Consider the following 26,742-nt stretch of genomic DNA (forward strand, 5'->3'; position numbering starts at 1 on the left):
GGCTTTCCAAAACACGCTGTGAATACGTCCGTGTACGCTTGGCTACGCCATCCATGGCTTCGCACAGTTTTGGAAAGCCTTACCCGACTGATTCGCAGAAAAATGGGTGCAAGATTCCAGAAACAATCCAAAGCAGGATTTGAGAAATGACCGTTAGCATCAGGCGATTGAACGCTTCCCAAAGCAACTTCGACAGCGAGCTAGCCACGCTGCTGGCTTGGGATGACAGTGTTGATCATCAGGTGAACGAGTCGGTACGACATATTCTGCATCAAGTAAAAACCCGCGGTGACCAGGCGGTTCTGGAATTCACGGAAAAGTTTGATCGGCTGAAGGTAAACAATATTGCAGAACTGGAAATGAGCCAGAGCCGATTGCAGCAAGCATTGAAGGCCATTCCAGAAGAGCAGCGTGTTGCATTGGAGCAAGCGGCTGAGCGGGTTCGCGATTATCACGAGCGGCAGGATCAAAAATCCTGGCAGTATCAGGATGAAGACGGCACCGTGCTGGGCCAGAAAGTAACCCCCCTGGATCGTGCTGGCTTATATGTCCCCGGTGGTAAAGCGGCTTATCCTTCTTCCGTTTTGATGAACGCCATCCCGGCGAAAGTGGCCGGCGTGGGCGAGATCACTATGGTGGTTCCCACTCCAGATGGCGCTGTGAATGATCTGGTACTGGCTGCCGCTGCGGTGGCAGGTGTGGATCGGGTATTCACTATCGGCGGTGCGCAAGCCGTTGGCGCTTTAGCATATGGCACAGAAACCATCCCGGCGGTGGACAAAATCGTCGGCCCCGGCAACATTTTTGTGGCCACCGCCAAGCGCGAAGTGTTCGGCACCGTGGGCATAGATATGATTGCCGGCCCCTCGGAAATACTCGTCATCTGCGACGGCAAAACCGACCCGGACTGGATCGCCATGGACCTGTTCTCCCAGGCCGAACATGACGAACAAGCCCAGTCTATTCTCCTCAGCCCGGATTCCGGTTTCCTCGACGCGGTAGAGGCAAGCATCAGTAAACTGCTGCCTACCATGGAGCGCGCTGACATCATCCGCACCTCCCTGACCGATCGTGCGGCTCTGATTCACGTTGCCGATCTTAGTGAAGCTGCGAATGTCTCTAACCGTATTGCGCCCGAACACCTGGAGTTGTCCGTAGAAGACCCGGAAACCCTGCTGAAAGACATTCGCCACGCCGGCGCTATTTTCATGGGTCGCTTCACTGCCGAAGCGCTAGGCGATTACTGTGCTGGGCCAAACCACGTACTACCTACCAGCGGCACAGCCAGGTTTTCGTCACCGCTGGGCGTTTACGACTTTCAGAAGCGTTCTTCTATCATCGGTTTCAGCGCCAAAGGTGCTGATCGGATGGGTCGGGTTGCATCGGTACTGGCAAGAGGCGAGGGCCTGACTGCCCACGCACGTTCAGCAGAATACAGGGTGAACAACGATGAGTAAGTTTTGGAGTCCTTTGGTTAGTAGTCTGGTGCCTTATGTGCCAGGCGAACAGCCCAAAATGGCTAACCTGGTAAAACTGAACACCAACGAAAACCCCTACGGCCCCTCACCCAAAGTCATCGAAGCCATACAGGCCGAACTCAATGACAGCCTCCGCCTCTACCCGGATCCGGAAGGGGAAAGCCTGCGCCACACCATTGCTTGCTATCACAACGTAACGCCAGAACAGGTGTTTTTGGGCAACGGCTCAGACGAAGTGCTGGCCCACATCTTCTACGCCCTGTTCCAACACGGCCAGCCCATACTCTACCCGGATGTAACCTACAGTTTTTACCCGGTGTACTGCGGCCTGTACAACATCGAAGGCAAAACCGTACCACTGACAGACAGCTTTGAAATAAACCCCGAAGACTACAAGCAACCCAACGGCGGCATTATTTTTCCCAACCCCAACGCGCCTACGGGGCGGTATCTTGAGTTAGAGCATGTAGAAGAGATTCTTCGGGCTAACCCGGATCGTGTTGTTGTGGTTGATGAGGCTTACGTGGATTTTGGCGGCGAATCTGCCATTAGGCTGGTTGGCCAAAACCCCAACTTACTCGTGTGTCAGACACTGTCCAAGGCCCGCTCCCTGGCTGGCCTCCGTGTAGGCTTCGCCATCGGCCACCCGGATCTGGTCGAAGCGTTGAATCGCGTCAAAAACAGCTTTAACAGCTATCCTTTGGATAGGCTGGCATTGGCAGGCGCAAAAGCCGCCTACGAAGACAAGGCCTGGTTCCAGAAATCTTGTGATGGCGTTATTTCCGAGAGGGAGCGTGTGGCTGGTGAACTGAGTTGTCTCGGCTTCGAAGTTTTGCCATCTAAAGCCAATTTTGTTTTTGCCCGCCATAAAGAGAAATCTGGTGAAAACCTGGCGAAGGAGCTTAGAGAGCAGGGCATTATTGTTCGCCATTTCAACAAACCACGAATCAGCGAATTTTTAAGAATTACCATCGGCACCTCAGAACAAAACGACGCATTAATAACTGCCCTTAAATCTCTGTAAACGACCGAAGTCTGATAGAGGCTGACAGGGAGAGAGGACGTTCCGGGAATGTAGAGGGCCAAGGATGGCCCGAAACAAGCGCACATGGATGTGCTCGTAGCGGTTCCCGGAACGTCCTCTCTCCCTGCCAGCCGGCAACTCCCGAGTCTAAGCAAAAAGAGGATAAACCATGGCAACCCGTGACAACATTCTCGCGAAGATTAACGAGTGGCTACAGCCTGAAAACTTTCAAGACTATAGTCCGAATGGCTTGCAGGTTGAGGGCAAGAGTGATGTAAATATCATTGTTACCGGCGTAACCGCCTCCCGCGCATTAATCGAAGCCGCCATCGCCGCGAACGCCGACATGCTGATCGTTCACCACGGTTACTTCTGGAAAGGCGAAGATCAGCGTATTCAGGGCATGAAACGCGAACGCCTCAAGCGGCTGCTGGATAGCGACATCAATCTCGTTGCCCACCACCTGCCGCTGGATGACCACCCAGAATACGGCAATAACCGCCAGTTGGCCGATGTTCTCGGCATTGAGAACCCGCGCCCGCTAAACGGTCTGGTATGGGAAGGCGAGCTACCGGAAGCCATGAGCCCGGAAAAGTTCGGGCTACACATCGCCAGAGCCCTCCACCGCGATCCCCTGAGAGTGGGCGACGGCAAAGCCGATATTAAGCGAGTAGGCTGGTGCACCGGCGCAGCGCAAGGGTTTATCAACACCGCCATTGATGCAGGCCTTGATGCCTACATCAGCGGTGAGATCTCCGAACCGACCACACACACCGCCAGAGAGCGCGGTATTCATTATTACGCCGCAGGCCACCACGCAACAGAGCGATACGGTGTAAAAGCTCTGGGCGCAGCGCTAGAAAAGGAGTTTGGGGTCAGCCACCGCTTTATAGATTGCGATAACCCCGTGTAAGCACTCCCCGGGCCTATGCCTCAGCGGTTTTGTCGCCCTTCTTGAGTCCGAAATCTTCAGAAAGAGTTCCAGACGTTTTCGGCGCATAATCCCGGGGCGGCTCAGCACCATCTTCGTTGGCTTCTTCCAGGCGCTTGCGGGAGTTCTCTTCAGCAAGCTCAGCCAGCCACTCCTCATCATTACACAAGCGATTCGCGCCGCGAGCCATGTGCTGGTTCACATCGCGATAAGCATCATTAAAGCGGCGCAGCAAATGGGCCGACTCCATGAAATGCTCATTCACCTGAGCCTGATAGCGCAAATACTCATTGCGCACCTCCTCGGTTTGTTGTTCCGCCCGGCGCTGCCGCAAGGAAGACCCTTGCCTCGAGCGGCCAAAAAAGGCGCCGATGACAATGCCAACAATCAGTGCGGCAACCGCTGCCAAAATCAGGTTTGTCATATGTCGTGTCGTCCTGTTGCTAAAAAAATGAGCCAAGCCATATTCATCAGTATAACGCCCAGAGCTTCCCCAGCCCATGCCAGAATGGTGCGCCAATCGTCTTATTGCCCGCTGGCCCATGCGCATGGCGAAAAAATCGCAAATACGCGATAATACGCCGCCCAAAATGAACGAACAGACCCCGGGATTTCCTGATGACAGTTTCTACGCCTTCTGTAACCACTGCGACCCAGACACCCTGGCAGCGCTACCAGGAAGATCTCGAGCGCCCGGATTTTCACAAAGACCCGGCACAGGTGGATGCGGTTCAGCGCCTCCAGACACTTTACGACAAACTGGTGGAGGCGGAAAGTGATCGTGGCAAAGCAATGACCAAATTGCGGCGCAAGTTGAAAAAGGGCAGGCAAGAACCGGTTCAAGGACTGTATTTTTGGGGCGGTGTTGGCCGTGGCAAAACCTACCTCATGGATACGTTTTTTGAATCGCTTCCGTTCAAGCGCAAGATGCGAGTGCATTTTCACAGGTTTATGCAGCGAGTGCACACAGAGTTGGGTAAGTTCAAAGGCGAAAAAAACCCGCTGGATTTGGTCGCCAAGAAGTTTGCCCGTGAAACCCGAGTGATCTGCTTCGACGAATTTTTTGTGTCTGATATCGGCGACGCCATGATTCTCGCAACCCTGATGGACGGATTGTTCAAACGGGGCGTTACCCTGGTGTGCACTTCCAACATTGCGCCCGATGGTCTCTACAAGGATGGCCTTCAACGGGCCCGCTTTCTGCCGGCCATTGCGCTGGTTAAAAAGTACACCGATGTGGTGAATGTAGACGGTGGCGTAGATTACCGCCTGCGCACGCTCGAACAGGCCGAGCTTTATCATTTTCCATTGAGTGAACAAACAGACGCCAGCCTGCGCAGCAGCTACGAGGCGTTAGCGGTGGAAGCCGGCAAACACAGTAAATCCATGGAAATCAACGGCCGCAAGATCCCCGCACAGGCCCATGCCGACGATGTTGTCTGGTTTGACTTTAAAGACGTGTGCGACGGCCCGCGCAGCCAAAACGACTACATCGAAATGGCGCGCCAGTTTCACGCCATTATTGTAAGCAATGTGCCTGTGCTGGGCGGCGACAAAGACGACCAGTCCCGCCGCTTCGTGAACATGATTGATGAGTTTTACGATCGCAACGTAAAGGTGATCATCTCGGCAGCGGCGCCTATTACCGAACTCTACTCCGGTGGCCGCTTGAGCTTTGAGTTTGAGCGCACCGAATCGCGCCTTCTGGAAATGCAGTCCCGGGAGTATCTGGAAGCCCCTCACAAGCCCTGAAAAGCCCGAAACACCATCAAAAACCTGGTGGTTGCATTCATAATAGTTGTCTATAGTGAGGCAGAGCGGGTAAAACCCGGCGTCGACCGGGATTGGCAACAGGCTGTGAACGGAGGGTGAGAGCAAAATCATACTTTTGACTGATCAAAGCTCTAGACAGCGTTAGCTATAGTGCCTACATCACGAGCACTGTGCATGAAGCCTCCAACATATCGTGAATACTTATAACCAGAGCAGCGACTCAGAACAACAATGGAGTAGCCTTCCAATGACAAGAAAAACACACCAATGGCAACGTTGGGTTAAAATACCGCTTGCTGTGGCAGTGGCGGCCGGAATGTCTGGCCAGGCATCAGCCTATTCATTTTATCTCGGAGATGTAGAAGCCCAGTTCAACACCACCTTGTCTGCCGGTGCCGGTTGGCGTACGCAAGATCAGGACAGAGACCTGATCGCTCAGGGTAACCTCGGGCCGGAGTTCGCCAATACAAACATGGGTGCCTCAACCAACAATTACGACGACGGCAACCTGAACTTCGATAAGGGCGACACCTACTCCAAAATTGTAAAAGGCAACAGTGAGCTGTTCCTGAATTACGACCTGAACGGTCAGTATCTCACTAGGGTGGGCGCTCTTGTGCGCGGTCGCTACTGGTACGATTTTGAACTGAAAGACGAGAATCGTGCAGTAGACGATGTGGGTCAGCGTCGTTCCCTGAACAGTGAGGCAAAAGGCAATGCGTCAGGCGGCGAGATTCTTGACGCCTACGTGTTTTCCGACTGGTATCTGGGTAATGTGCCCCTGAGTGTCCGCTACGGCAAGCAAGTGCTGAGCTGGGGCGAAAGTACCTTTATTCAGGGTGGCATTAACACCATCAACCCGATTGATGTGCCTGCGTTTCGTGCCCCCGGCGCAGAGCTGAAAGATGCGCTTCTGCCGGTTGAAATGCTGTATCTGTCCGCAGGTGTAACCGAGAACATCACTCTGGAAGCCTTTGCGCAAACAGACTGGGCGCCGGTTCGCCCGGACGACTGCGGCACCTTCTTCTCTACCAACGATTTCACTTCTGATGGCTGCGGCCCCATACTTGCCGCCGGCCAGTTGCCGGATTCCCAGGCTCAGGCCCAGGGTTTCGTAATTCCACGGCTGGGCGATCAGGAGGCCGATGAAAAAGATCAGTTCGGTATCGCCATGCGCTGGTATGTACCTGCCCTGAACGATTCCGAGTTCGGCTTCTACTATATAAAGTACAACAGCCGCCTGCCCTATGTAAGTGGCACCGTGAAAGAGGACGGCAGCCAGTTTCCTTCCTACTTCATTGAGTATCCGGAAAACATCAACCTCTATGGTATCAGTGTGAACACCAACACACCGGGTGGCTGGTCCCTGGGTGCGGAATATTCCTACAGGGATAACGTACCTCTGCAGTGGAACGCCTTCGAACTGATCTATGCCGGAACCCGACAGGTTAACCCGGTAAATGGCGAGCCAATAAGTAAACTCGAGCAGCAGCGCCTTGAAGAGCTCGGCGACCTTAATGGCGGCCAAACGGCTTCTGGTAACGACCGTTTCGGTGTATCGCAAGCTCAGTTTACGCTGATCAAATTCTTTGATCAGATAATGGGTGCCAGCCGGGTATCCCTGGTTACTGAATTCGGTGCAACCTACGTTCACGATCTTCCAAGTTTTGATGACGCCCGTTACGGCCGTTCAGGCACCTATGGCCTGGGCACTGTGCCAACAGAGGATGAAAACGGGAACATTGTGGATGCGTGTACGTTCGTAAACATCAACAACAGCAACTGCACTAACGACGGCTTTACTACAGATTTCTCCTGGGGCTATCGCTCCCGTTTGGTCTGGAGCTACCCTAACGCCATTGCGGGCATCAACTTGTCTCCGCAGCTGGCCTGGAGCCACGACGTGAAGGGCTATAGCCCACAGCCTGGCGGCAACTTTAACGAAGGTAATAAGTCCATTGGTTTGTCCCTGCAAGGGGTTTATCAGAACAAAATTACCGGCAACATTGCGTACACAAATTTCTTCGGTGGCAAGTACAATGAATTAGCTGACCGCGATTTTGTGAGTGCCAGCGTTTCTTACTCATTCTGAACCGCCGAGAATTCGTTTAACGAGGTAATTTAAATGAAACTGAACAAGAAACTACTGGCCACAGGTGTACTGGCGGCGAGTGTCTTTGCGGGACAAGCCTGGGGAGCCGTTTCTGCTGAAGAGGCTGCCAAGCTGGGTGATTCCCTTACACCTATGGGCGCTGAAAAAGCCGGTAATGGGGGGGCTATCCCGGCGTGGACGGGTGGCCTTACAACGCCCCCGCCGAGCTACGAAGGCGATGGTATCTATGTAAATCCGTTCCCGGACGAAACACCGAAATTTACCATCGACCAGAGCAACGTCTCCGAGTACAAAGACAACCTGTCCCCGGGGCAGGTGGCGATGATCAAGCAGTACCCGGATTACAAAATGCCGGTGTACCAGACTCACCGCACGGCAGCTTATCCCCGGGGAATCATGGATGAGACGGTCGAAAACGCGACCAAAACGGAATTAATCAAAGATGGAAACGGGCTTGATAACTACCAGGATGCAACCCCGTTCCCGATCCCGCAGAATGGTCTGGAAGTGGTGTGGAATCACATCACGCGTTACCGTGGCGGCTCCGTGCAGCGTAACATAGGGCAGGCAACACCTGCGGCAAGCGGCGCCTACTCCATCGTAAAGTTTCAGGATGAGCTCACGTATCGGAATTACCTTACCGATTACGAGCCTGGCAAAGATCCTAACGTATTGTTCTATTTCAAGCAGGCTATTACCGCGCCGGCCCGGTTAGCCGGTAACGTGCTGCTGGTTCACGAGACCATCGACCAAGTGAAAGAGCCTCGTCGTGCCTGGGTCTATAACGCTGGGCAGCGCCGTGTTCGCCGTGCACCTCAGGTGGCCTACGACGGGCCAGGTACAGCCTCTGATGGTATGCGCACCTCTGATAACCTGGACATGTTCAATGGCGCACCAGACCGCTACAACTGGGAACTGTTGGGCAAGAAAGAAATGTACATTCCGTATAATTCCTACAAGCTGGTTGACCGGGATCTGAGCTACGACGAGATCATCAAGCCAGGCCACATAAACCAGGATTTGACTCGCTACGAGCTTCACCGTGTGTGGCACGTGCGCGCAACCCTGAAAGAAGGTGAGCGTCATATCTATGCCCAGCGTGACTTCTATATTGATGAAGACACCTGGCAGACATCGGTGGTTGATCATTACGATGGCCGTGGAGAGCTTTGGCGGGTGGCGGAAGCCCACGCCATGCAGTTTTATGATCAAGTCGTACCCTGGTATGCCGTTGAAACCCTGTACGACCTTTTGTCTGGTCGCTACCTGGTTCTGGGCCTGACAAACGAAGAAGTTAATCCGTACCAGTTTGGCGTGAAGCGTCAATCCAGAGATTACACACCAGCGGCTCTGCGCCGTGCAGGCACCCGTTAACGGGGCGAGTGAATCTTTCAGAAACGGCGGGCCTCGGCTCGCCGTTTTTGTTCCTATGCTAAAAAACCGTCACGAAATAAACAGCTTTCACGTCAAAACTTTGCAGCCAGCCCCTTAATTGGTTTAACCTTCCTTTACTACTAAAGGCGTATTCGATACAGGGCAGCGTGTGAAATCATTCCATGATGGCTATGCAGCCAACGACGAGTTTCAGTCTGCGAACACTGGGCTCCAGCGGGGCGAACTTGTAAGGGATCTGCTCAACCAGAGACTGCAAGTGCCAACTGTGCCGGCGCACGCGTTGGCGCGCCCGCACCTGGATGCGTTAATCGCCGATGCCCTGGTACCCCGCGGTGTGCTGTTTGTTGAGGCGCCCTGCGGCTACGGCAAATCCCACACGGTTGCTATGGGGGCTCATGCAGCGGGCGCTGGCGAAGAAAGCGTTCGCTGGTTGCCGCTTAACAGCCAGGATAACGCGCCAACCCGCTTTCTCAGCCTGCTTTCTGTGGCGTTGAAACTTCCCGAATCCTGCGAAAGCAGTTTACAGGGTGGTGCCACGTTTGCTGATGCCCTCGCTATAATGCTCCTGGCGCTGAAAAAAGCAGCCACAGAACAACGAACAATTCTGGTTCTTGATGGGCTTCACCACATCACCAACCCGGCTGTTGTTGCCCTGCTTCAGCAGTTGGTGGCAGATATGCCGGCTCACGTGTCGGTGGCTATGCTGTCAAGGAAGGCTTTGCCCTATGAAACCCACACTCTGGAGCTGGAAAACAGATTCACCCGCATAGGCGCTGAAAAACTCGAGTTTAGCCGAAGCGAAACCTTCGAGTTTTTTCGGGACGTATTGGGTGATCAGCAGCTAACCAGCGTGGCTATTGACCATTTATACGATCTGACTGAAGGCTGGCCCACGCCGCTTGCGCTGTACCGCCGGGATATTCTGCAAAGCTCCGAAAGGCACGCGGTTTCCGAAACCCCGGGCGTAGAACGCTTTTTGAAAGAGTCTGTACTGGGGGGCCTGACCCCGGGCCAGGTGCGCTCAATGAGAACCATCTCGGAACTGGGGCTATGCTCCGACGAACTCCTTCTGGCCCTTGAATCGCTGATTCCTGGTGGCGTGTTGCTGCCATCTGAGGCATGTGAGCGCGGGCTCCCGATAAAAGCCATGCCCGGATGGGGGCGCTGGTATCGGCTAAACCCTTTGTTGATGGAATGGCTCAAGGCCCCCGTATTGCCTGGCTACACCGACCGAATGCTTGCTGCCAGCCGTTGGTTTGGCAGCCGGAATCAGTTTCCTGAGGCCCTGAAGTATTCATTGCTGGCCGGGGATACCGAAGAAGTCATACGTGTGGCATCTGAAGGCTCCGAAGCCTTGTTGCTTGGTCAGGATACCGCTTCGCTGCTGCGTTTGCGTAAAAGCCTGCCGGCACAGCTGCTCGAACGTAGCCCAAGGCTAAGAATTGTGTACAGCTGGGTGCATGCCATTGGCGGGCAGTTTCAGCAGGCGCAAGCGCTGATTGATGATATGGATGAGGGCAGCCATCAGGAACACGCAGCCCGAATTTTTGCTTTGAAGGCGTTTATCCTGCGCGGGCAAGGGCAGGTAGCACCGGCGCTGGCCATGGCAGATCGTGCATTGGCGGGGGGAGAGTTTTCGCCCCAGGGCCAGCTTATTACCCAGATGGTGCGGTCCAGCGCCCTGTGCGCCTCCGGGCGCTTCCAGGACGCCCGCGAAGCTAACCGGGCTGCATCCCGGTTGGCAAGAGAGGCCGGCGATTCAGGCTCAGAAGCCCTGGCAGTGTATGCCCACGCCCGGATAGAGCTGGGTAAGGGCGCGCTCAAACATGCAGAGCAGCTCCTCAGAACCGGCCTGGACACCGCCGTGCAAGAGTTGGCACGCCCCGCCCGCATCGGCGAAGCGCGGCTTCAGCTGAACCTGGTGCTTGTGCTTTGGCATCAGGGGCGTAACGCAGAGGCGGATCGGTTGTTGGTAAGCTGTGGCCGCCATGCAGAGCAGGCCCGCGATCTTGGGCTGCTGCTGGCTATGGCCATAAGAGTATTAATGTGTCGCTCGGAAGGCCGCCTTGAAGATGCCTTCGTGTGGATTGGCAGGGCCGAGCGCACCATGCACACCTGGCAGGTAGACGAATCTCTCTATGTGCCAGTGCTGGAAGCTCTGAAAGCAAGCTGCTGGCTGGCCCAGAACCAGTTAGACAGTGTCGCTCAGGCTCTGGCCAAGCTGCAGCCATACCGGGAAGCCGGGTGTGTGCCTGAGTTGTTCCCGATGATGCCCGGGTTGCTCGACTGCCTTCAGGTGCGCCTGGACCTTGCCCGGGGTGAAACCGTCAGGGCCAGGGAAACCCTCGCAAATACCCGCAAACGATACAACGAAGCCATTCCCTGGGGCGTGGATCTTCATATGCGGTTGCTGGATGCCATACTCGTCAGCGAAGACAAGGGCGTGGCTGCGGCCCGGAAAAAGCTGTTGGCTGTGGTGACGGAAGCGGAAAAAGAACACTTTATCAGCCCGTTTTCCGAACTGAAGCTGGAACTGGGCGAGCTAATGGAAAGACTGTTTGGCCAGCTGCCCGACACCCCCTTCAAGGTGGCATTGGGCCAACTGTTTGGTATCACCGGTAAGGTGTTGCCAGCGTCATTGGCGGAGCCAATCAGTGAGCGCGAGCAGGGCGTTCTGGAGTTGATCGCAAAAGGGTTTTCGAACCAGGCGATTGCCGATCAGCTGCACATCTCTTTGCATACCGTGAAAACCCATGCCCGACGCATCAACGCAAAGCTGGAGGTACGCTCCCGCACACAGGCGATTGTGCGGGCCCGGGAGCTGGGCCTGCTTTAATTCTGTTCAAGAAGATGGGTGGGTTTCCTGCTTGAGCGCCTCTATGCGCGCGTCTTTCTCAGCCCAGATTTCCCCCACCCAGCGCTGAAATGCCACCCGCGTTTCACGGTTGGTTTCGTAATCCATTCCCAGAAAGTGCGGTGGAATCTCCCGCACCTTTATATCAATCACAATTTTCTCAATACGCCCGCACAGGTAGTCCCAGATACCCACCTGGCTCATGCCAGGGTACACAATGGTCACATCCAGCATGGTGTGCAGCATTTCTCCCATAGAGCCGAGAACAAACGCTGTGCCACCCGCTCTGGGCTTGAGAAGATGTGTGTAGGGGGAATTCTGGCGTTTGTGCTTTGCCGGGGTAAAGCGGGTCCCTTCCATAAAGTTGAAAATGGTAACCGGGGTATAGCGAAACTTCTCACATGCGGCCTGGGTTGCTGCCACATCCTTACCCTTCAGCTCCGGCCTTTTGGCAATTTGTTCCTTGGTGTGGCGGTGCATAAACGGAAAATCCAGGGCCCACCAGGCAACGCCTAGCAAGGGCACCCAGATAAGCTGTTTTTTCAGAAAAAACTTGAGCAACGGAATCCTGCTGTTAAGCACGTACTGGATGGCAGGTATATCCGCCCAGCTCTGGTGGTTGCAGGTGACAAAATACCAGTGTTCACGGCTAAGATTGTCTGCGCCTCGTACATCCCAATCAATCCTGTGTAAAAAATCCATCACCAGGTTGTTGATCCCGATCCACGCCCGGGCAATGGTGTTCAGCACCACCGTGCAGCCTTTACGAATGGGCGTGAACGGAAGCACCAGCTTCAGCAGTGCAAACAGTATCAGGAAGGGGAAAAGTACGAGTGTATTACACAGTGAAAACAGGGCCGCTAGAGTCCCCTTTAGCGGCGCAGGCAGAAAATGAAGCATGCGGGAAAGTCTCAGGTTAGTCGAATATTAGCCTTCAGTGGCAGAGCCGGTGCTCTGGCCGGGAAGCAACGCCTGTTCAGCATTTGCAGAGGCCAGATTCTTGAGGTGCGATGGGCTGAGATCGCTCAGAATGCTCCGAAATTCGGTGTCGTAGTAGGGCAGGTTGTTGTAGCGGATCATCGACCGGATTTCATCCACATATTCCTCGCCACGCTCTGAATAACTTATCAGGCCGCGGGCAAGGGAGAGCCCGGAGAGCTGTTCACCAGCGTTTCTGTTATCAAGGCGGGTGTCCCGCAAAACCTGGTAACTGTTATGCCGGTTCAGGTTCTGAATGTAGGCCCTGACCGAGTGGTAGGGTGTGGAAAAGGCGGCCACTTCATGGCTGGCACCCTCCACGCGGCTAAGCGGCACCAGGCCGCAGCCTTTGCTGAAGCACCACTGGCCGAACAGGTTATTGCCGCGCATGGCAAAGCGAGAGGTTCCCCACGCAGACTCGTTGGCAGCCTGGGCCATGATCAGTGAGGGGGGTATAACATCCAGCCGTTTTTTCAGGAGCGCGAACTGCTCAGGGCTACCTGGTTCCTGATCGACCCGTAAACGCTCGGATTGAGCGGCCAGCCAGGCGTGTTCCTGCTTCGAAAGGGTGTCCTTTTGGGTGAGGCTGTCAAGATAGTCCCGCTCAATCAGAATGCGGGAATTGGCAAGTACAATACGGGGGTATAAAAATGAGAAAAAAGCTGCTTTCTTTTCTGTCGTATCCTGATAACCCGAGAAGTCTGGCAGCGTCTCCCGCGCCCAGGCAGGCAAGGCCGGCAGTGAGCCAAGGGCAGGCTCTGAGCCAGAATTGTCGCTGGCCAGGCGTTTCGAAGGCTCGTATAGCCCGCCGCCAATGGCGAACGCGACCATGGGAACAACCAGCAAAAGTGAGCGTGCTGCAGCAAACATAAAACCTCTCATCAAACCTTTCAGTACAAACGATATATGCGCCCGAAGAAACCTAACCATTCGGGCGATGTGTTAACGATTATAACAGGTTGTACGAGAAGGATTAGCCGAGAGGTCACGGCAATTTGGTGGCAATTAACAAACCAAGGCGTTTTTCGCCGTTGATCGCATCCCGAAGCACAAGGAAAAACTGGCTCTGATCCGGCGTTACAAAGCCTTTTAGTGAAAGGTCTCCGGCGCTGAAGCTTACCTTGCCATTATTTTTATCTGTGTAAGCAAAATCAGCCGCCAATTGCCCGGACTCTGGGGCAGTGACGGTTTCAGAATCAACGGAGTGGAGCACCTCAAGCGTAGTGCTATCAAGGTTGGCAGTGGCGCCAGAGAGGGTCAGAACGCCGTTGTTCAGGTGGATAAGCCGGTTAAAGCCGTCCTCCATGCCCAGAACAAATCCCTGAACCCTGTAACGGCCAGACGTTGGGGCTTCGGAAGTGGCTTTCTCAGCCGCAATGAGCAGGCCATCACCAATGATGCCGCCTGTGGAAGCGGCCTCTTTAAGATTAAAAGCCAACAAGGAACCGTCTGGCACACTGGCGCCTACGCCAAGATCCGGCTGGCCGAATGCTCCGGCCGGGTTGTTTACATCCAGATTAAGCCGGCCGTTTTCCACGCGCCCGGTACTCAACAGCGAAGGCCGCGAAGTTAACGACCAGTTTTCGGTACGATTGCCCGTATCGACCACTGACACAGCGCCAGAGGTGTCGCGGCGCAGAGTGTTAAACGGCTGGGTTTGCTCAACAACCTGCTTATCGGCAGCTGAACGTATGTCCCAGGTGCCGGACCCCGCCTCAACTTGCATGGGCGAGGAAGAGTGTGCAGAGCCCGCAAACTGCGTGGCGAGATAAACCGTATTGTATCCGCCGCTCAGGGTGTCTGCCTCGAAGCCGTCTTTTCTTAGAAGATTCAGCTCCAGCACGGAAAGATAATGCGCTTCCAGATCGGCCTGGCGCTTAAGCTTGCCCTGCTCCGATTCCAGCTGAATCGCCTTCCCGGCGCTGAAGTACCCCGCCAGAGCACGGTCCGGGCCGGTATTGTTGCTGCCCGCCCCGCCGGTATAGGCGTCCAGAAAATAAGGGTTGCGGGTCCAGCCAATGGTTCTGGCGCTGTTTTTACCGGTAACGCTCTGGTAAAGCGCCCGCCCGGCCAGTAAACGCGCGCTGTCATCCAGCGTGGCAGCACCAGGAGAAGATGAATGGGTATTCAGGGCCCAGGTCTCCTCGCCCCGGGTGAAAAATTCATTGCCGCGTTTGTGAATCAGCGTTTTTCGATCGTAGGGAATCTGAGACGCCAAAGAGGTCACCTTGATGTTAAAAACATCAAAGCTTGCCAGGGTTAGCCCCGGGTAGAGGTATGCCGGGTTATCACCCGTGCCGGTTTGCTCCTCACGCCCCAGCCGAACACCCCACTGGCCGGATTCGGTAAAACTGTCCTCCAGAAATGTCTGCCCCAGTTCTACGCCCATAAACACCGAGTGGTAATCGGCAGAGCTGGCTGAGATTTTGCCGGAAGACTGGCTGTCCAGCAGGGCATAATCCGCCATTGAAGCCACATAACTGGCAAAGTCGGCACGCCGGGAAAGCGCATCAAGGGCGCTGGTCAGGCTGGCGCCAGCCGGAATATCAATCTCGAAATCGTGAACCTGATCGGCCAGGGTGGGCCAAACATATTTGTTCAGACACAGGGCGCTGTTGCTCTGGTTGGCGCAGTCTAAAATGCGTTGGTATTCGCCAGGTGTGTATTGCGTGAGTGTGTTCCGCACCAGGTACTCAGAAAACGGATTAATCTTGATGTCCTGATCTGCATCGGCCGCCAGTGCCCGCAAGGTGGCATTGCCATAGCGCGCCTCAATAATCACATCCGGCGCGACAGGTAAGCCGTGTTGGAATTCAATCACGGTAAATCCGTTGTCGTCCTGGCGGGTGCTGTACCCGGGGTCGCCCAGGTTCTGCAGGTTTCTGTCTGTTTGGTAAACCCGAAGGCTGTCAGGTTGAACAATGCGAAGGTTGCGCCGTGTTTGCTCAGCGTTTGGCGCCAGGCTGCCAGGCACTTCCAGGGTAATGCGCACCTCATTGGCTTCAAGGCCACTATTATTGGCAGAGTCGCCCGTACTGCCGGAGCTGAAATCGTCTATGGGGTTTTTGTTACCGGAAAAACTGTTGTCCTGCTTGCGAACGTCGTCAATCGCATCGCCACCGCCACCGCAAGCGGTAACTAGCGCAAGACTGGAGAAAAGAAATAAGGCAGGAGTCAGTCGCATGTAGGGCCGTCCGTGCTAACGATTGGGCAAACCGGGTTGAAAGTACAAGGAGCCAGTTTAGCAATGCCGGATCGGGGAAAGCGTGAAGGAGGGCACGAAACGGGGCCCCTGAAAGCAGCGGCCCGTTCCGGAAAATAATGCAGGCTTAGAAGAAAATCTTCATCCCGGCGAGAACGCCTTCATCCAGATTGATGTCTGCAGAAGAGTGTTCCAGCTCGGTATTCAGGTAGCGGTAGCCGGCAAACACCTCGGCATTGCGGATAACCCGGTAGTTGGCGCGCAACTCTATACTGGTCATATCTTCGGAATCACCAAAGGAGAGAATGCTGGGCGCATAGTGCAAGCCGCCGGTAAATGACAGGCCGGGTGCATTGGGAATATTAACGGTCGCAAAACCGCCCAGCCCCACAGCGCCGCCGTCTGCATGGTCCTGGTCCCAGCCTATCGCCCGCATGCCAATTCCGGCGGTGGTGGGCAGGTTGCCCAGTGCGGTGCGGCCCTGAGCGTGAAAATCAACATTGCCAATATGGCGGCTGCCTTCATGATAGGTATAACCGGCACCCAGCTGAAGATCGCTGTTGTTTCCGAAAACGTTAAACTGACCCCTCACAGAATCGTTGGTCAGGCTCAGGTCGAGGTCGCTTGCAAACGCCGGAGCCGCTGCCAGGGACAAAACCAACACGGAAATACGGGATGCTTTCATGCTTTTACCTTCTTGATTGTAAGTCCAGTAACGGCGCGAATGTTAACGGGCCAGTCATTGTACGACAACTTACAAGGGTGTAAGTAGCCTGTAACCCGCAAATGTACCCACACGCGCTGCCTGGCGTTAGTGTTGGGTTGTGTCGCCGCCCTGGTCAAAGTCGTCCGGGTGGGCATTCTCCGCGGGCACGCGGTATTCCTCGTTGGCCCAGGCGCCAAGATCAATCATTTTGCAGCGTTCTGAGCAAAACGGGCGCCAGGGATTGGTGTCTGTCCATTGCACAGACTTTTTGCAGGTAGGGCATTCTACGTTCATTTGGGCCTTCTGAATCGTTACGCAAATTAAACATCGGCTTTGTTCGGCACGCCTTGGGCATATTGTTCCAGCACCGCCCGCAACATTTCAATAGAGACCGGCTTGGCAACAAACGAATCCATGCCGGCCTGGCGGCAACGCTCTTCATCGTCTTCCATGGCACTGGCAGTGAGCGCAACCACAGGCACCCGCGGGCGCTCGCGGCCTGCTTCCCATGCCCGAAGGCGGCGGGTAGCCTCAAAGCCATCTACCCTGGGCATCACGCAGTCCATAAATATCAGATCAAAGGGATGCCACTGCCACAGGCTTGAAGCCGCTTCGCCATCGTTGGCTGTCATTACATCACATCCCAGCTTTTCCAGCAGCCTGCGGGTTAATGTGCGGTTGACCGGGTTATCCTCAACCAGCAACACCTTCATGCGGCGAGAGGTGAGCTCACGGCGCTTCTCGGTATCGTCGCTGGTCTGTAAGGAAAACCGTGTAAGAAACCGTCGGTTCTCCTTTTTGGTATCCTTGAACAGTTGGTTGAGAATAGGCGTAAGGCAGGACTCCCGCAGGGACTTGCTGAGAAACGCATCCGCACCTGCCTGGCGAAAGTGCTCGGCATCGCCACGTTGAGGGTTGGATGAAAGAATAAGCAGCCGCATGTTAGCCCATTGCGGGTTGCCTCGAACCTGACGGCACAATAAATCACTGTCCATATCGGGCAAAAAGCCATCGAGAATAATGGCGTCGAACGGTGCCAAGCTATCAAACGCATAACGCAATGACGTCAGGGCTTCGCCCGCCGATTTCACCGCCTCAATGTGCACCTGGTGCCGCGACAGCATTTCCAGGGTAATCTTGCGAGACAATTCGTAGGAATCCGCAACCAGAACCCGCTTACCCTTCACCATGCGCGCATCCGGGCGCACCCGTGATGTGCTTTCCGGTGCCGTGGGAAGCGTTAATTCAATCCAGAAGGTAGACCCTTCCCCGGGCCGGCTTTCCACTTCCAGAGAGCCGTCCATCAAGCCCACAAGTTGCCGGCAAATTGTCAGGCCCAGCCCGGCGCCCGGCAGCTGGCGCTGAAAACTCTGGCCCAGCTGCATGTAGGGCTCATACATCAATGGAACATCTTCCGGGTTGATACCAACACCTGTGTCCTCCACCGCCAGGCGCAAACGAACCTGCCCCTCCCGGCGCCCAAGCACTTCAATGCTGATGAGCACATGCCCGGAATCGGTAAATTTGATGGCATTGGTGACCAGATTAAGCAGAATCTGGCGAATTCTCACCGGGTCACCCCGCAGCGCCCAGGGCAGTTCTTCATCAATGCGCAGTTCCAGGGCCAGGCCTTTCTCCCGGGCCCGTGTACCCAGCATATGCACCAGATCGTTCAGGGTTTCGCGCAGATCGAATGGAATCTTCCCCAGCACCAGCTTTTGAGCCTCTATACTGGAAATATCCAGAAGGTCGTTAATGATAGCCGAGAGGCCCTCTGACGCATTGAGCAGAGTGTGTACATACTCACGCTGCTCCTGATCCAGCGGTGTATCCGTAAGCAGGTTCGCATAGCCAAGAACCGATTGCAGAGGCGTGCGCAGCTCATGGCTTACGCTGGCCAGAAACTGATTCTTCAAACGGTTGGCTCGCACCGCTTCATCCCGCTCCCCCTGCGATTGAATGGTGGTTTGCCGGAGCGACCGGGTATCCTCCAGAATCTGCAGCCGCATTTTGTTCAGCGCCTGCTCAAGCTCTGACAGTTCATCGGGGGTTTTAGGTGCTTTGCGCTTAAGTTTCAGGGGGTCTACCAACGCATCCAGGTTCAGTCGCGCGGCGTAATCGGCCATGGATTCCAGATGGCGTGACAGGGTAAGGCGAACAATCACCAATAAGCCCAGGGCACCCAGCATTACCACAATCGACTGAAACAGCAGGTTAAGCAGCGCGCCGTTGCGAAGTTCTGAATACACCTGCTCTACAGACGAGGTAAGCGTGAGAGTGCCCATGTTTTCCGGGCCGCGAAATGTAGAACGGTTGAACACCAGCGGAAAGGTTTGCGAAATAACCAGGCCTTCGGGGTAGCTGCCGGTGGTGAATTCTTCACCGGTAGAGGTGACAACCTTGGCATAATGAATGGACTTCACAGAGCGCATGTCGTCCAGGCTGTTGGCCACCTCACTGAAGTTCATCAGCCAGATGTTGTTGCTCATGCCCCCGGAGACAAGGTCTGCCGCTCTTTGCTGGGTTTCCTGAAGATGGGATTTGCGGCGCTCAAACTCACCGATCATCTGCACGCCGGTGGCAACCAGCGAGAGCACCAGGCTGAAAAGCAACACATACACAAGCAGCCGCATTGCGAGCGGCCGAATACCCATGCGTGAAAGAAACCGGTTTGGGGCCAAGGCACAAATTCCCTGTGTCGACTACAAAATCGTCAGGCGGAAGTCTAACAGACAGTCAGCACTTCGACACGCTTGTGTGAATGATCGTTTATAAATTGGAAGCGCACATTCAGATCATAAAGGTGAGCCCCGTAAATACGCTCTTCATCGCGGCCCCGCCGGAACGAAGGCCGGGGGTCGTAACTCACCACATCTGTAATAAGGTGTTTCAAATCCGGGTATTGCTCTGGTGGCAGGCGGGCCAGCTGGCTTTCGGCCTCTGCCAGAAAGACAACATTCAGGCGTTCAGCGGGCCCCGTTTCGGCCCAGCCCAGAGAGGCCCCCGGTACCGAATCCGCAAAGGGCAGGTAGGGTTTGATATCCAGAATCGGCGTGCCATCAATCAAATCGTGGTCGCTGATCTGCAACACCAGTTGGCCGTCTTTGCGCACAACCCCCTCATTACGAACCACCGACAGCCCCAGGCTGTTAGGCCGGAAGGGCGACCGGCTGGCGAATACCCCCATTTTTTCATTACCGCCCAGGCGGGGCGGCCGAACCACCGGCCGCCATTCGGCCCGCACGGCCTCGTGAAACTGGAAAATCAGCCAGAGGTGGCTGGCTGTTTCCAGGCCCCGGAAAGCATCTTCCCGGCCATAAGGCGGCTGGATTATCAGATCAGCCCGGGCGTATCGGGTAAGCCCGGGTTGCCGTGGCACGCCGAATTTGTCTTTAAAACAGGAACGGGTGATGGCAATGGGGGTTAGGGCCAGGGCGTCTTCAGCGGGTATTGAGTGGTGTCTGGGCATGGGCCTACTAATCATACTCCGTGCTTGAGACCTGCAAACAAAGCCTTCTTCAGGTTTTGGTGTTAGAAATCCGGGTTAATGCTACCGGAAAAATACATTTCTATGCGAAAGATCACGGAGCCATGATCCTTGAAACTTCTTTCTCTGGGAAACGTCAGCGCGGGTATCAGCTCTGCAAACAACCAGTCGCTGTGCAACCGGTAGCGCCATGTAAGGTCCGCAAACACCGAGGTTGTGCGCCAGCTTGGCTGGCTCTCTCCAAGAACCCCCAGGCGTGGTGTGATGACCGAGCGGTTGTTGAGCCGTTTACGGGTGCTGAAGGTTTGTGCCGCCACAAACTTCCTGTCTCTGTGAATCCATTCAAGCTCGGAAGACGCCCAAAAACGCCAACCTTTGCCTACATCCCGGCTGGCATCGAACCGGGACCGGGCACCCCAGCCGTCCTGATGGTAATAATAAAAACGCTGTTGCGCATGCACGCCCCAATCGGCATCTATGTTCCAGCGTTTCTCTGCCGTTGCCCGCCAGAAGGCATCTGGCGGAAAATGCAGGCGGGCACCGAAATCGTTAGAGAGGTTGATGGCATCGCCAATTTGCGACAAATACCGAACCGCCCCGGTGGTTTGGCCCTCTGTGCGGTTGGGCTCCGTGAGCTGACGGTCGCGCTGGCGCTCTTCCAGAGGAATCAACTCATCACTTTCACTTTCAACAACCAGGCGAAGCTTGCGTTTTGTGGTGGGGATATCCAGCCGAAACCTTACCTCCGGCTTAAAGCTGGCCGGATTACCGTATTCCGATTCACTGGCAAAACCCACGCGCAGGTAGCTGTTGTTGCGGGGCAGGTTGTGGGTTTCCCCGGAGAGTGTGCGGTCGGCCCACTGCCCGAGGGACTGAACCTTTGGCCCCTGAATGCGCTCCTGGCGTAAAATAAAGTTACTGAAGTTCAGCCAGTAAGAGTCTATGGGCTCAGCCCAGCGCTCTTCCGCCTCAAAGGTGTAAAAAGAGAGTGGCAACGCCTCTGGCACGAGCGTGTCTGAGAGAGAATGCGCTTCAAACTCGAACACCGGCTCCATGCCATAGCTGTAAGAGCTGATTCCCAAGAGCAGAAGAGTGGAAATAATGCCGGCCCTGAAGCCAACCCTCAAGGAAAACCGCTCAACCAAAGTCCACCATGAACGCTTCATGCAGTGCGCGAACCTCGGCTAAAACCCTGTTTGAAGGCTGGTTGTTGTCAATGACGACATCGGCTTTGGCAAGCCGCTGCTCCCGGGGCATCTGGGCAGAAATAATACGTTCCACCTGCTCACGGGAGTTGGTATCCCGCGCCATGGTGCGGGACAGCTGAACCTCTACCGGCACGTCTACTACAATCGCCCGCTCTGCCAACTGATGCTGGTCGGTTTCCAAAAGCAGGGGAGAAACCAACAGCACATAAGGCAAGGCATAGTTATCAGGGTGCAGCTGGCGGACCAGCTCGTCACGAATAACCGGGTGCAAAAGACCCTCAAGCCACGCCCGCTGCTCTGGCTGTTCGAACACAATTTGCCGAAGACCAGCCCGGTTCAGCGCGCCGCCTTCTGTGAGAATGCCCTCTCCAAAGTGATCGGCAATCGTTGCCAGCGCCGGCATACCCGGCTCCACAACCTCACGGGCCACATCATCCGCATCTACCCAGTGCACGCCCAGGCTGCCAAACTGACGCGCCACCGTGGATTTGCCAGAGCCGATACCACCTGTTAACCCGATAACCACCATGTGTTCGCTCACACCCCTAGCAACCCGTACCAAAATGCCTGAATTTCAACACCAAACCATAAACACAACAACCCGGCTGCAGCAAGGTAAGGCCCGAACGGGATAGGCACCTCACGGCCGTGCTGCTTGAACAGCATCAAACTGATACCCACCACAGCGCCCACAACAGAGGACAGCAAAATAACCGCTGGCAGCAACTCCCAGCCCAACCAGGCCCCCAGGGCAGCCAGTAATTTGAAATCCCCATGGCCCATGCCTTCCTTGCCGGTTGCCAACTTGAACAACCAGTACACAGACCAGAGCGACAGATAACCCAGAACCGCGCCCCAAAACGCACTGTTGAAGTCGCCCAGCACCGCAAAATAACTCAACACCAGCCCAAGCCACATCAGGGGCAGGGTGATGCTGTCTGGCAACAACTGGGTATCAAAATCGATAACCGTAAGCGCAACCAGCGCCCAAACCAGAAGCAGCGACCACAGGGCCGTTGTTGAGGGGCCTATGATCACAACCGTCATCACCGAAAACAGTGCCGTAATGGCTTCTATCAGTGGGTAACGAATAGAAATAGGCGCTTTACAGCCGCTGCACTTACCGCCAAGAAACAAGTAACTGATAACAGGAATATTCTCCCAGGCGCGAATGCCATGGCCACAAGAAGGGCAGGTAGAGGCCGGGCTGGAAAGCGTTACTGGCTCCTCCTGCTTGCGCTTATCTTCTGCCACTTCCAGAAAGGCCTCACACTGGCAGCGCCAATCCTGGTGCATCATTTTCGGTAGGCGAAGGATGACCACATTCAAAAAGCTGCCAATACACAGAGAGACAAGCGTAACGGTGAGATAAAAAAGCCAGGGGATGGAAAGGAAAATATCGAGTGTAGCCATTCAGATAGAAGCTCAAGTTATAAATGTTTGAAAATGCCCCCTCTCCGATACGTCGGACCGCCCCGGCCCCTCTCCCGCAAGGGGCGAGGGGAGTTATATCTTTAGCCCCTCGCCCCCTGCGGGAGAGGGGTTGGGGAGAGGGGGCTTTGTCCTATTTCCCCTCACCCCTAGCGGGAGGGGGCCGGGGGAGCTACATCTTTAGCCCCTCGCCCCTTGCGGGAGAGGGGTTGGGGAGAGGGGGCGCCTGCAGGCCTTACCCAACAACCTGCCCCATCTGAAAGATCGGCAGATACATCGCAATAATCAAACCACCCACCAGAACACCCAACACAGCCATAATCATAGGCTCCATCAGTGCTGTCAGGTTGTCCACCATGTCATCAACCACAGCCTCATAGTGCACAGCCACCTTCTCCAGCATCTCATCCAGATTACCGGATTCCTCACCAATCGCCGTCAACTGCACCGCCATTACCGGAAACACATCCTGCTGGCGCATAGCAGCCTGCAACTGGGTACCACTGGACACATCGTTTTTAATACGCTGAATGGCATCCCGGTAAACCGCATTACCCGTGGCGCCCGCCACTGAATCCAGCGCATCCACCAGCGGAACACCCGCCGCGAAGGTGGTAGACAACACCCGCCCGAACTTGGCTACGGCCGACTTGTCAAGAATCTCACCCACAACTGGCAGTTTAAGCACGTATTTATCCACAAAGTCCGAGAACTTCGCCGAACGGCGTTTGGCTTCTTTGAACAGGAAAATCGTACCCACAATCCCGAAAAGGACCACAAACCACCACGCCTGCATCCAGTCTGAGAGCCTTACCACCATCTGGGTAAACACGGGCAGCTCTGCCCCGAACCCCTGAAAAAGACTTTCAAACTGCGGAACAACCTTCACCAGAAGAATGGCGGTAACCACAATCGCGACAGCCACAACGGCAATCGGGTAGGTCATCGCCTTTTTAACTTTCTTCTTCAGTAGCTCGGATTTTTCAAGATAAAGAGCGATACGGTCCAGCATCTGCTCCAGGGCACCGGCTTTCTCGCCCGAATCCACCAGGTTGCAATACAGATTATCAAAATGCTTGGGGTGTTGCCTCAAAGCCCCCGCAAAGCTGGTACCAGAAGCTATGTCATTCCGTATACTCATCACCAACTCTTGCAGCCCTTTGTTTTCAAGGCCATCGGCCACTATGTCAAAACTCTGAACCAGGGGCACGCCTGCCTTCATCATGGTGGCCAGCTGACGGGTAAGCGTGGCAATATCGAAGGGCGTGATTTTTTTACTGCCACCGCCAAACAACGGCTTGGGCTTTTTCTTCACCTTGTCCGGAATAATACCCTGTTTGCGCAGCTGCGCTTTAACCAGGGCCAGGCTGGAACCATTCAATTCACCCTTGGATTTATTGCCTTTCCGGTCTTTGCCTTCCCAGATGTACGATTCCAGCTTTTGCGATTTCTCTGCCATGCTTAATCCTTCGTTACGCGGTTGGCTTCCTCAAGACTGGTTACGCCCTCAATCACCTTCATCAGTGCCGATTGGCGCAAGTTCCGGAAGCCTTCTGCCTCAGCCTGCTTTGCAATTTCAATGGAGCTGGCCTCTTCCATAATCATGCTGGCCAGCTTGTCTGTTACCTTCACCACCTCGTAAATACCGACGCGGCCTTTATATCCACCATTGCATTTATCACAGCCCTTGGGGTGGTACAACGAGAAGCCTGTAGCGATTTGTTCGGGTGTGAACCCCTCGGCCAAAAGCAGGTCTTTTGGCACCTCTCCCGGCTGTTTGCACGCCGCGCATAAGCGCCGGCCCAGGCGCTGGGCAATAATCAGGCTTACCGAGGTGGCAATGTTGAACGCCGGCACCCCCATGTTCATCATACGGGTGAGGGTTTCCGGGGCACTGTTGGTGTGCAGGGTAGATAACACCAGGTGCCCGGTTTGTGCCGCCTTGATGGCAATGTTGGCGGTTTCCAGATCCCGGATCTCACCCACCATGATCACGTCCGGATCCTGCCGCAAAAACGCCCGAAGCGCCTCAGAGAAGCCCAGGCCCACCCGGTTGTTTACGTTCACCTGGTTAATGCCTTCCAGGTTAATCTCGGCCGGGTCTTCCGCTGTGGAGATATTAATATCCGGCGTATTCAGGATGTTCAGGCCGGTATAAAGGGAAACCGTTTTACCGGAACCCGTGGGGCCGGTAACCAGAATCATGCCCTGTGGCTGCTGCAGTGCATCCATGTACAGTTGTTTCTGGTCTTCCTCATAACCCAGCATATCGATGCCCAGCTTGGCCTGGCTGGGGTCCAGAATCCGCAATACGATTTTCTCGCCCCAGAGCGTGGGCAGGGTGTTCACCCGGAAGTCGATGGCCTTGGTTTTGGATAGCTTCATCTTGATACGGCCATCCTGGGGCACCCGCCGCTCCGAAATATCCAGCTGCGCCATAATTTTTACGCGGGCAGATATTTTGGGCGCCAGCTTGATGGAGGGCCGTGACATCTCTTTGAGAATGCCGTCTGTTCTGTAACGCACCCGGTAGGTTTTTTCATAAGGTTCAAAGTGCACATCCGAGGCACCGCCGCGAATGGCGTCCAGCAACATTTTGTTCACGTACTTTACAATGGGGGCATCGTCTACATCGTTGGTAGCACTAACGCTTTCATCGTCTTCATCGCTGCCTTCGGTTTCCACCCCTTCCAGGTCGGCGTCGTCCAGGTCGCCCATGGTGCTGTCACTGGATTCCAGATACTTGTCAATGGCCTCCCGCAGCTTGACATCGTCCACCAGAATCGCATCTGTACTCAGGCCGGTGTTGAACTTGATCTCATCCAGCGCCTGAATATTGGTGGGGTCGGATACGGCAATAAACAGGCGGTTGCCCCGTTTATACAGGGGCAGGGCGTTGTGCTTGCGCACCAGTTTTTCGTCTACCACCTTTTCCGGCAGCATTTCCGGTAAGAAGGACGACAAATCCAGTACGGATACACCAAATTCCATGGCCGCAGAAAACGCCATTTTGGCGCTGTCGGCCAGTTTGTTCTGGGTGAGGTAGGTGATCAGGGGAATGCGATTCTGGGATGCCTGCACAAAGGCTTCTTTCGCCGTTGCTTCATCCAGAAGGCCGTCTTCCACAAAACGCCGGGCCAGGCCGGTGAGGGTGATGTTGCTGTTGTTAGTAGCCATAAACTGAGTAAAGGGTGCTGCCTAAATGGTTGAAAAGGGCGTTTCATTTATTGCAGAGAGTTTAGATGTCTGGTGTGTGTTTGGAAAGGTGCGTGGTTGGCTTCTACAGAAATCACCCAGCAGGCAGAGTGACAAATTTTGTCAGTGAATGACGCCTGCCGGCAGCAAAAGCTTTGCTTTGTCGTAGTGTGACGCAGTTCTCTAAGTGCCTCAGAGTGTTGATTTTAATGAGGTTATATGGCGAGTTCTACAGTGCTTTAAGGTTGGCATGGCAACTGCACTCTGGGGTGTAGGCTCAAAGAAAAAACTCGCGGGCCATTACGAGTTTCTTAACGACAAAGGCAGAGGTCGAATTATGAAGAATATTCAAATCAATCACGCTCAGAAGGGTTTTACTCTGATTGAATTGATGATCGTTGTTGCGATCATTGGTATTTTGGCGGCTATTGCGATTCCTCAATATCAAAATTATATCGCAAAATCACAAGTTAGTCGGGCAGTAGCTGAACTGGGTGCGCTCAAAACTGCATATGAGGCATGCCTCAATGATGGAAAGACTGCCACAGGTGATTGTGACTTAGGCTGGACCGGGTCAAATATTCTGAGCTTGACCGCGCCGGCTACATCAACAGCTGGAACTGCCGTGACAGCGGCGGTAACTAACACCTCGGCTTTAACAACTACTGGCACGATTGCTGGGGAATTCGCAGGTGATGCTTCGGCGGTACTGCAGCCGACAACTGCCTTGACAGTGACATGGACTCGTACTGCGCTGGGCTCATGGACTTGTGCCACCACTGCGGAAGATAAGTACGCACCTTCAGGGTGCCCTGGTGTGTGATGGTAGCGAAATGTCATGGTCAGGGATCTAGCCTGACCTGATTCCCAAAGGCCCGGAGATTTCGATTTCCGTAGGGGCAAGTCATGAGTGATCATGGACAGGCACAGCTTAGCCTGACCTGATGTCGAAAAGCCCGGTGGATGC

Annotated in this window: 21 protein-coding genes; 8 read left to right on the forward strand and 13 right to left on the reverse strand. The window is 54.8% G+C overall.

From position 1 onward, the window contains the following. Positions 1 to 146: 146 nt before the first annotated feature. The 3 genes from hisD to ACTHYN_RS13085 all read left to right on the forward strand — a co-directional run bounded on the left by hisD (position 147) and on the right by ACTHYN_RS13085 (position 3,415). Positions 147 to 1,457 (forward strand): histidinol dehydrogenase, encoded by a 1,311-nt coding sequence (gene hisD, locus ACTHYN_RS13075; RefSeq protein ID WP_441812873.1) that lies wholly within the window; start codon positions 147 to 149, stop codon positions 1,455 to 1,457. Further along, a complete protein-coding gene (hisC, locus tag ACTHYN_RS13080; RefSeq protein ID WP_441812874.1) occupies positions 1,450 to 2,502 on the forward strand; it encodes a histidinol-phosphate transaminase in 1,053 nt (350 codons plus the stop codon). The genes hisD and hisC overlap by 8 nt, the downstream gene beginning before the upstream one ends. A gap of 169 nt (positions 2,503 to 2,671) precedes the next feature. Next, positions 2,672 to 3,415: a Nif3-like dinuclear metal center hexameric protein gene (locus ACTHYN_RS13085; RefSeq protein ID WP_441812875.1), complete on the forward strand. Its 744-nt coding sequence runs from the start codon at positions 2,672 to 2,674 to the stop codon at positions 3,413 to 3,415. 13 nt (positions 3,416 to 3,428) lie between these two features. Here ACTHYN_RS13085 and ACTHYN_RS13090 read toward each other — a convergent pair whose 3' ends face one another. Then, the gene (locus ACTHYN_RS13090; RefSeq protein WP_441812876.1) at positions 3,429 to 3,857 is read right to left on the reverse strand and encodes a YhcB family protein; all 429 of its coding nucleotides are present in this window, start codon (positions 3,855 to 3,857) and stop codon (positions 3,429 to 3,431) included. A gap of 194 nt (positions 3,858 to 4,051) precedes the next feature. On the opposite strand from ACTHYN_RS13090, the gene zapE reads away from it, so the two are divergent. The 4 genes from zapE (at position 4,052) to ACTHYN_RS13110 (ending at position 11,550) form a co-directional block, all read left to right on the forward strand. Beyond that, positions 4,052 to 5,185: a cell division protein ZapE gene (zapE, locus tag ACTHYN_RS13095; protein WP_441812877.1), complete on the forward strand. Its 1,134-nt coding sequence runs from the start codon at positions 4,052 to 4,054 to the stop codon at positions 5,183 to 5,185. 268 nt (positions 5,186 to 5,453) lie between these two features. Continuing rightward, a complete protein-coding gene (locus tag ACTHYN_RS13100; RefSeq protein ID WP_441812878.1) occupies positions 5,454 to 7,298 on the forward strand; it encodes a DUF1302 domain-containing protein in 1,845 nt (614 codons plus the stop codon). Between the two features lie 33 nt (positions 7,299 to 7,331). Next, the gene (locus ACTHYN_RS13105) at positions 7,332 to 8,693 is read left to right on the forward strand and encodes a DUF1329 domain-containing protein (RefSeq protein WP_441812879.1); all 1,362 of its coding nucleotides are present in this window, start codon (positions 7,332 to 7,334) and stop codon (positions 8,691 to 8,693) included. Positions 8,694 to 8,862: 169 nt separating this feature from the next. Continuing rightward, positions 8,863 to 11,550: a LuxR C-terminal-related transcriptional regulator gene (locus tag ACTHYN_RS13110; RefSeq protein ID WP_441812880.1), complete on the forward strand. Its 2,688-nt coding sequence runs from the start codon at positions 8,863 to 8,865 to the stop codon at positions 11,548 to 11,550. A 6-nt stretch (positions 11,551 to 11,556) separates the two neighbouring features. Here the strand turns inward: ACTHYN_RS13110 and ACTHYN_RS13115 are convergent, their stop codons facing one another. The 12 genes from ACTHYN_RS13115 to pilB form a co-directional block, all read right to left on the reverse strand. Further along, positions 11,557 to 12,468, reverse strand: a complete 912-nt coding sequence (locus ACTHYN_RS13115) for an acyltransferase (RefSeq protein WP_441812881.1) — start codon at positions 12,466 to 12,468, stop codon at positions 11,557 to 11,559. Between the two features lie 27 nt (positions 12,469 to 12,495). Next, positions 12,496 to 13,416, reverse strand: a complete 921-nt coding sequence (locus tag ACTHYN_RS13120; protein WP_441812882.1) for a glucosaminidase domain-containing protein — start codon at positions 13,414 to 13,416, stop codon at positions 12,496 to 12,498. Positions 13,417 to 13,531: 115 nt separating this feature from the next. Then, the gene (locus ACTHYN_RS13125) at positions 13,532 to 15,730 is read right to left on the reverse strand and encodes a hypothetical protein (RefSeq protein WP_441812883.1); all 2,199 of its coding nucleotides are present in this window, start codon (positions 15,728 to 15,730) and stop codon (positions 13,532 to 13,534) included. Positions 15,731 to 15,875: 145 nt separating this feature from the next. After that, a complete protein-coding gene (locus ACTHYN_RS13130; RefSeq protein WP_441812884.1) occupies positions 15,876 to 16,433 on the reverse strand; it encodes a YfaZ family outer membrane protein in 558 nt (185 codons plus the stop codon). 126 nt (positions 16,434 to 16,559) lie between these two features. Further along, positions 16,560 to 16,748, reverse strand: coding sequence for a DNA gyrase inhibitor YacG (yacG, locus tag ACTHYN_RS13135; protein WP_441812885.1), 189 nt, complete (start codon positions 16,746 to 16,748; stop codon positions 16,560 to 16,562). 26 nt (positions 16,749 to 16,774) lie between these two features. Next, a complete protein-coding gene (locus tag ACTHYN_RS13140; RefSeq protein ID WP_441812891.1) occupies positions 16,775 to 19,108 on the reverse strand; it encodes a response regulator in 2,334 nt (777 codons plus the stop codon). A 71-nt stretch (positions 19,109 to 19,179) separates the two neighbouring features. Further along, complete coding sequence (tsaA, locus tag ACTHYN_RS13145; protein WP_441812892.1) at positions 19,180 to 19,923, reverse strand: tRNA (N6-threonylcarbamoyladenosine(37)-N6)-methyltransferase TrmO; 744 nt, start codon at positions 19,921 to 19,923, stop codon at positions 19,180 to 19,182. Between the two features lie 62 nt (positions 19,924 to 19,985). Beyond that, a complete protein-coding gene (locus ACTHYN_RS13150; protein ID WP_441812886.1) occupies positions 19,986 to 21,107 on the reverse strand; it encodes a hypothetical protein in 1,122 nt (373 codons plus the stop codon). Further along, positions 21,079 to 21,678 carry a dephospho-CoA kinase gene (gene coaE / locus ACTHYN_RS13155; protein ID WP_441812893.1) on the reverse strand — a complete coding sequence of 200 codons (600 nt, stop codon included), beginning with the start codon at positions 21,676 to 21,678 and terminating at the stop codon, positions 21,079 to 21,081. Before coaE ends, ACTHYN_RS13150 begins: the two co-directional genes overlap by 29 nt. 8 nt (positions 21,679 to 21,686) lie before the next feature. Further along, positions 21,687 to 22,562 (reverse strand): prepilin peptidase, encoded by an 876-nt coding sequence (locus ACTHYN_RS13160; RefSeq protein ID WP_441812887.1) that lies wholly within the window; start codon positions 22,560 to 22,562, stop codon positions 21,687 to 21,689. A gap of 253 nt (positions 22,563 to 22,815) precedes the next feature. Then, complete coding sequence (locus ACTHYN_RS13165) at positions 22,816 to 24,039, reverse strand: type II secretion system F family protein (RefSeq protein WP_441812888.1); 1,224 nt, start codon at positions 24,037 to 24,039, stop codon at positions 22,816 to 22,818. Positions 24,040 to 24,041: 2 nt separating this feature from the next. Beyond that, positions 24,042 to 25,757, reverse strand: a complete 1,716-nt coding sequence (gene pilB / locus ACTHYN_RS13170) for a type IV-A pilus assembly ATPase PilB (protein ID WP_441812889.1) — start codon at positions 25,755 to 25,757, stop codon at positions 24,042 to 24,044. Positions 25,758 to 26,025: 268 nt separating this feature from the next. Between pilB and ACTHYN_RS13175 the strand changes: the two genes are divergently transcribed. After that, the gene (locus ACTHYN_RS13175) at positions 26,026 to 26,598 is read left to right on the forward strand and encodes a pilin (RefSeq protein ID WP_441812890.1); all 573 of its coding nucleotides are present in this window, start codon (positions 26,026 to 26,028) and stop codon (positions 26,596 to 26,598) included. The last annotated feature ends 144 nt before the right edge of the window (positions 26,599 to 26,742 follow it).

The organism is Marinobacter sp. (genome assembly GCF_052091845.1).
Taxonomy (GTDB): domain Bacteria; phylum Pseudomonadota; class Gammaproteobacteria; order Pseudomonadales; family Oleiphilaceae; genus Marinobacter.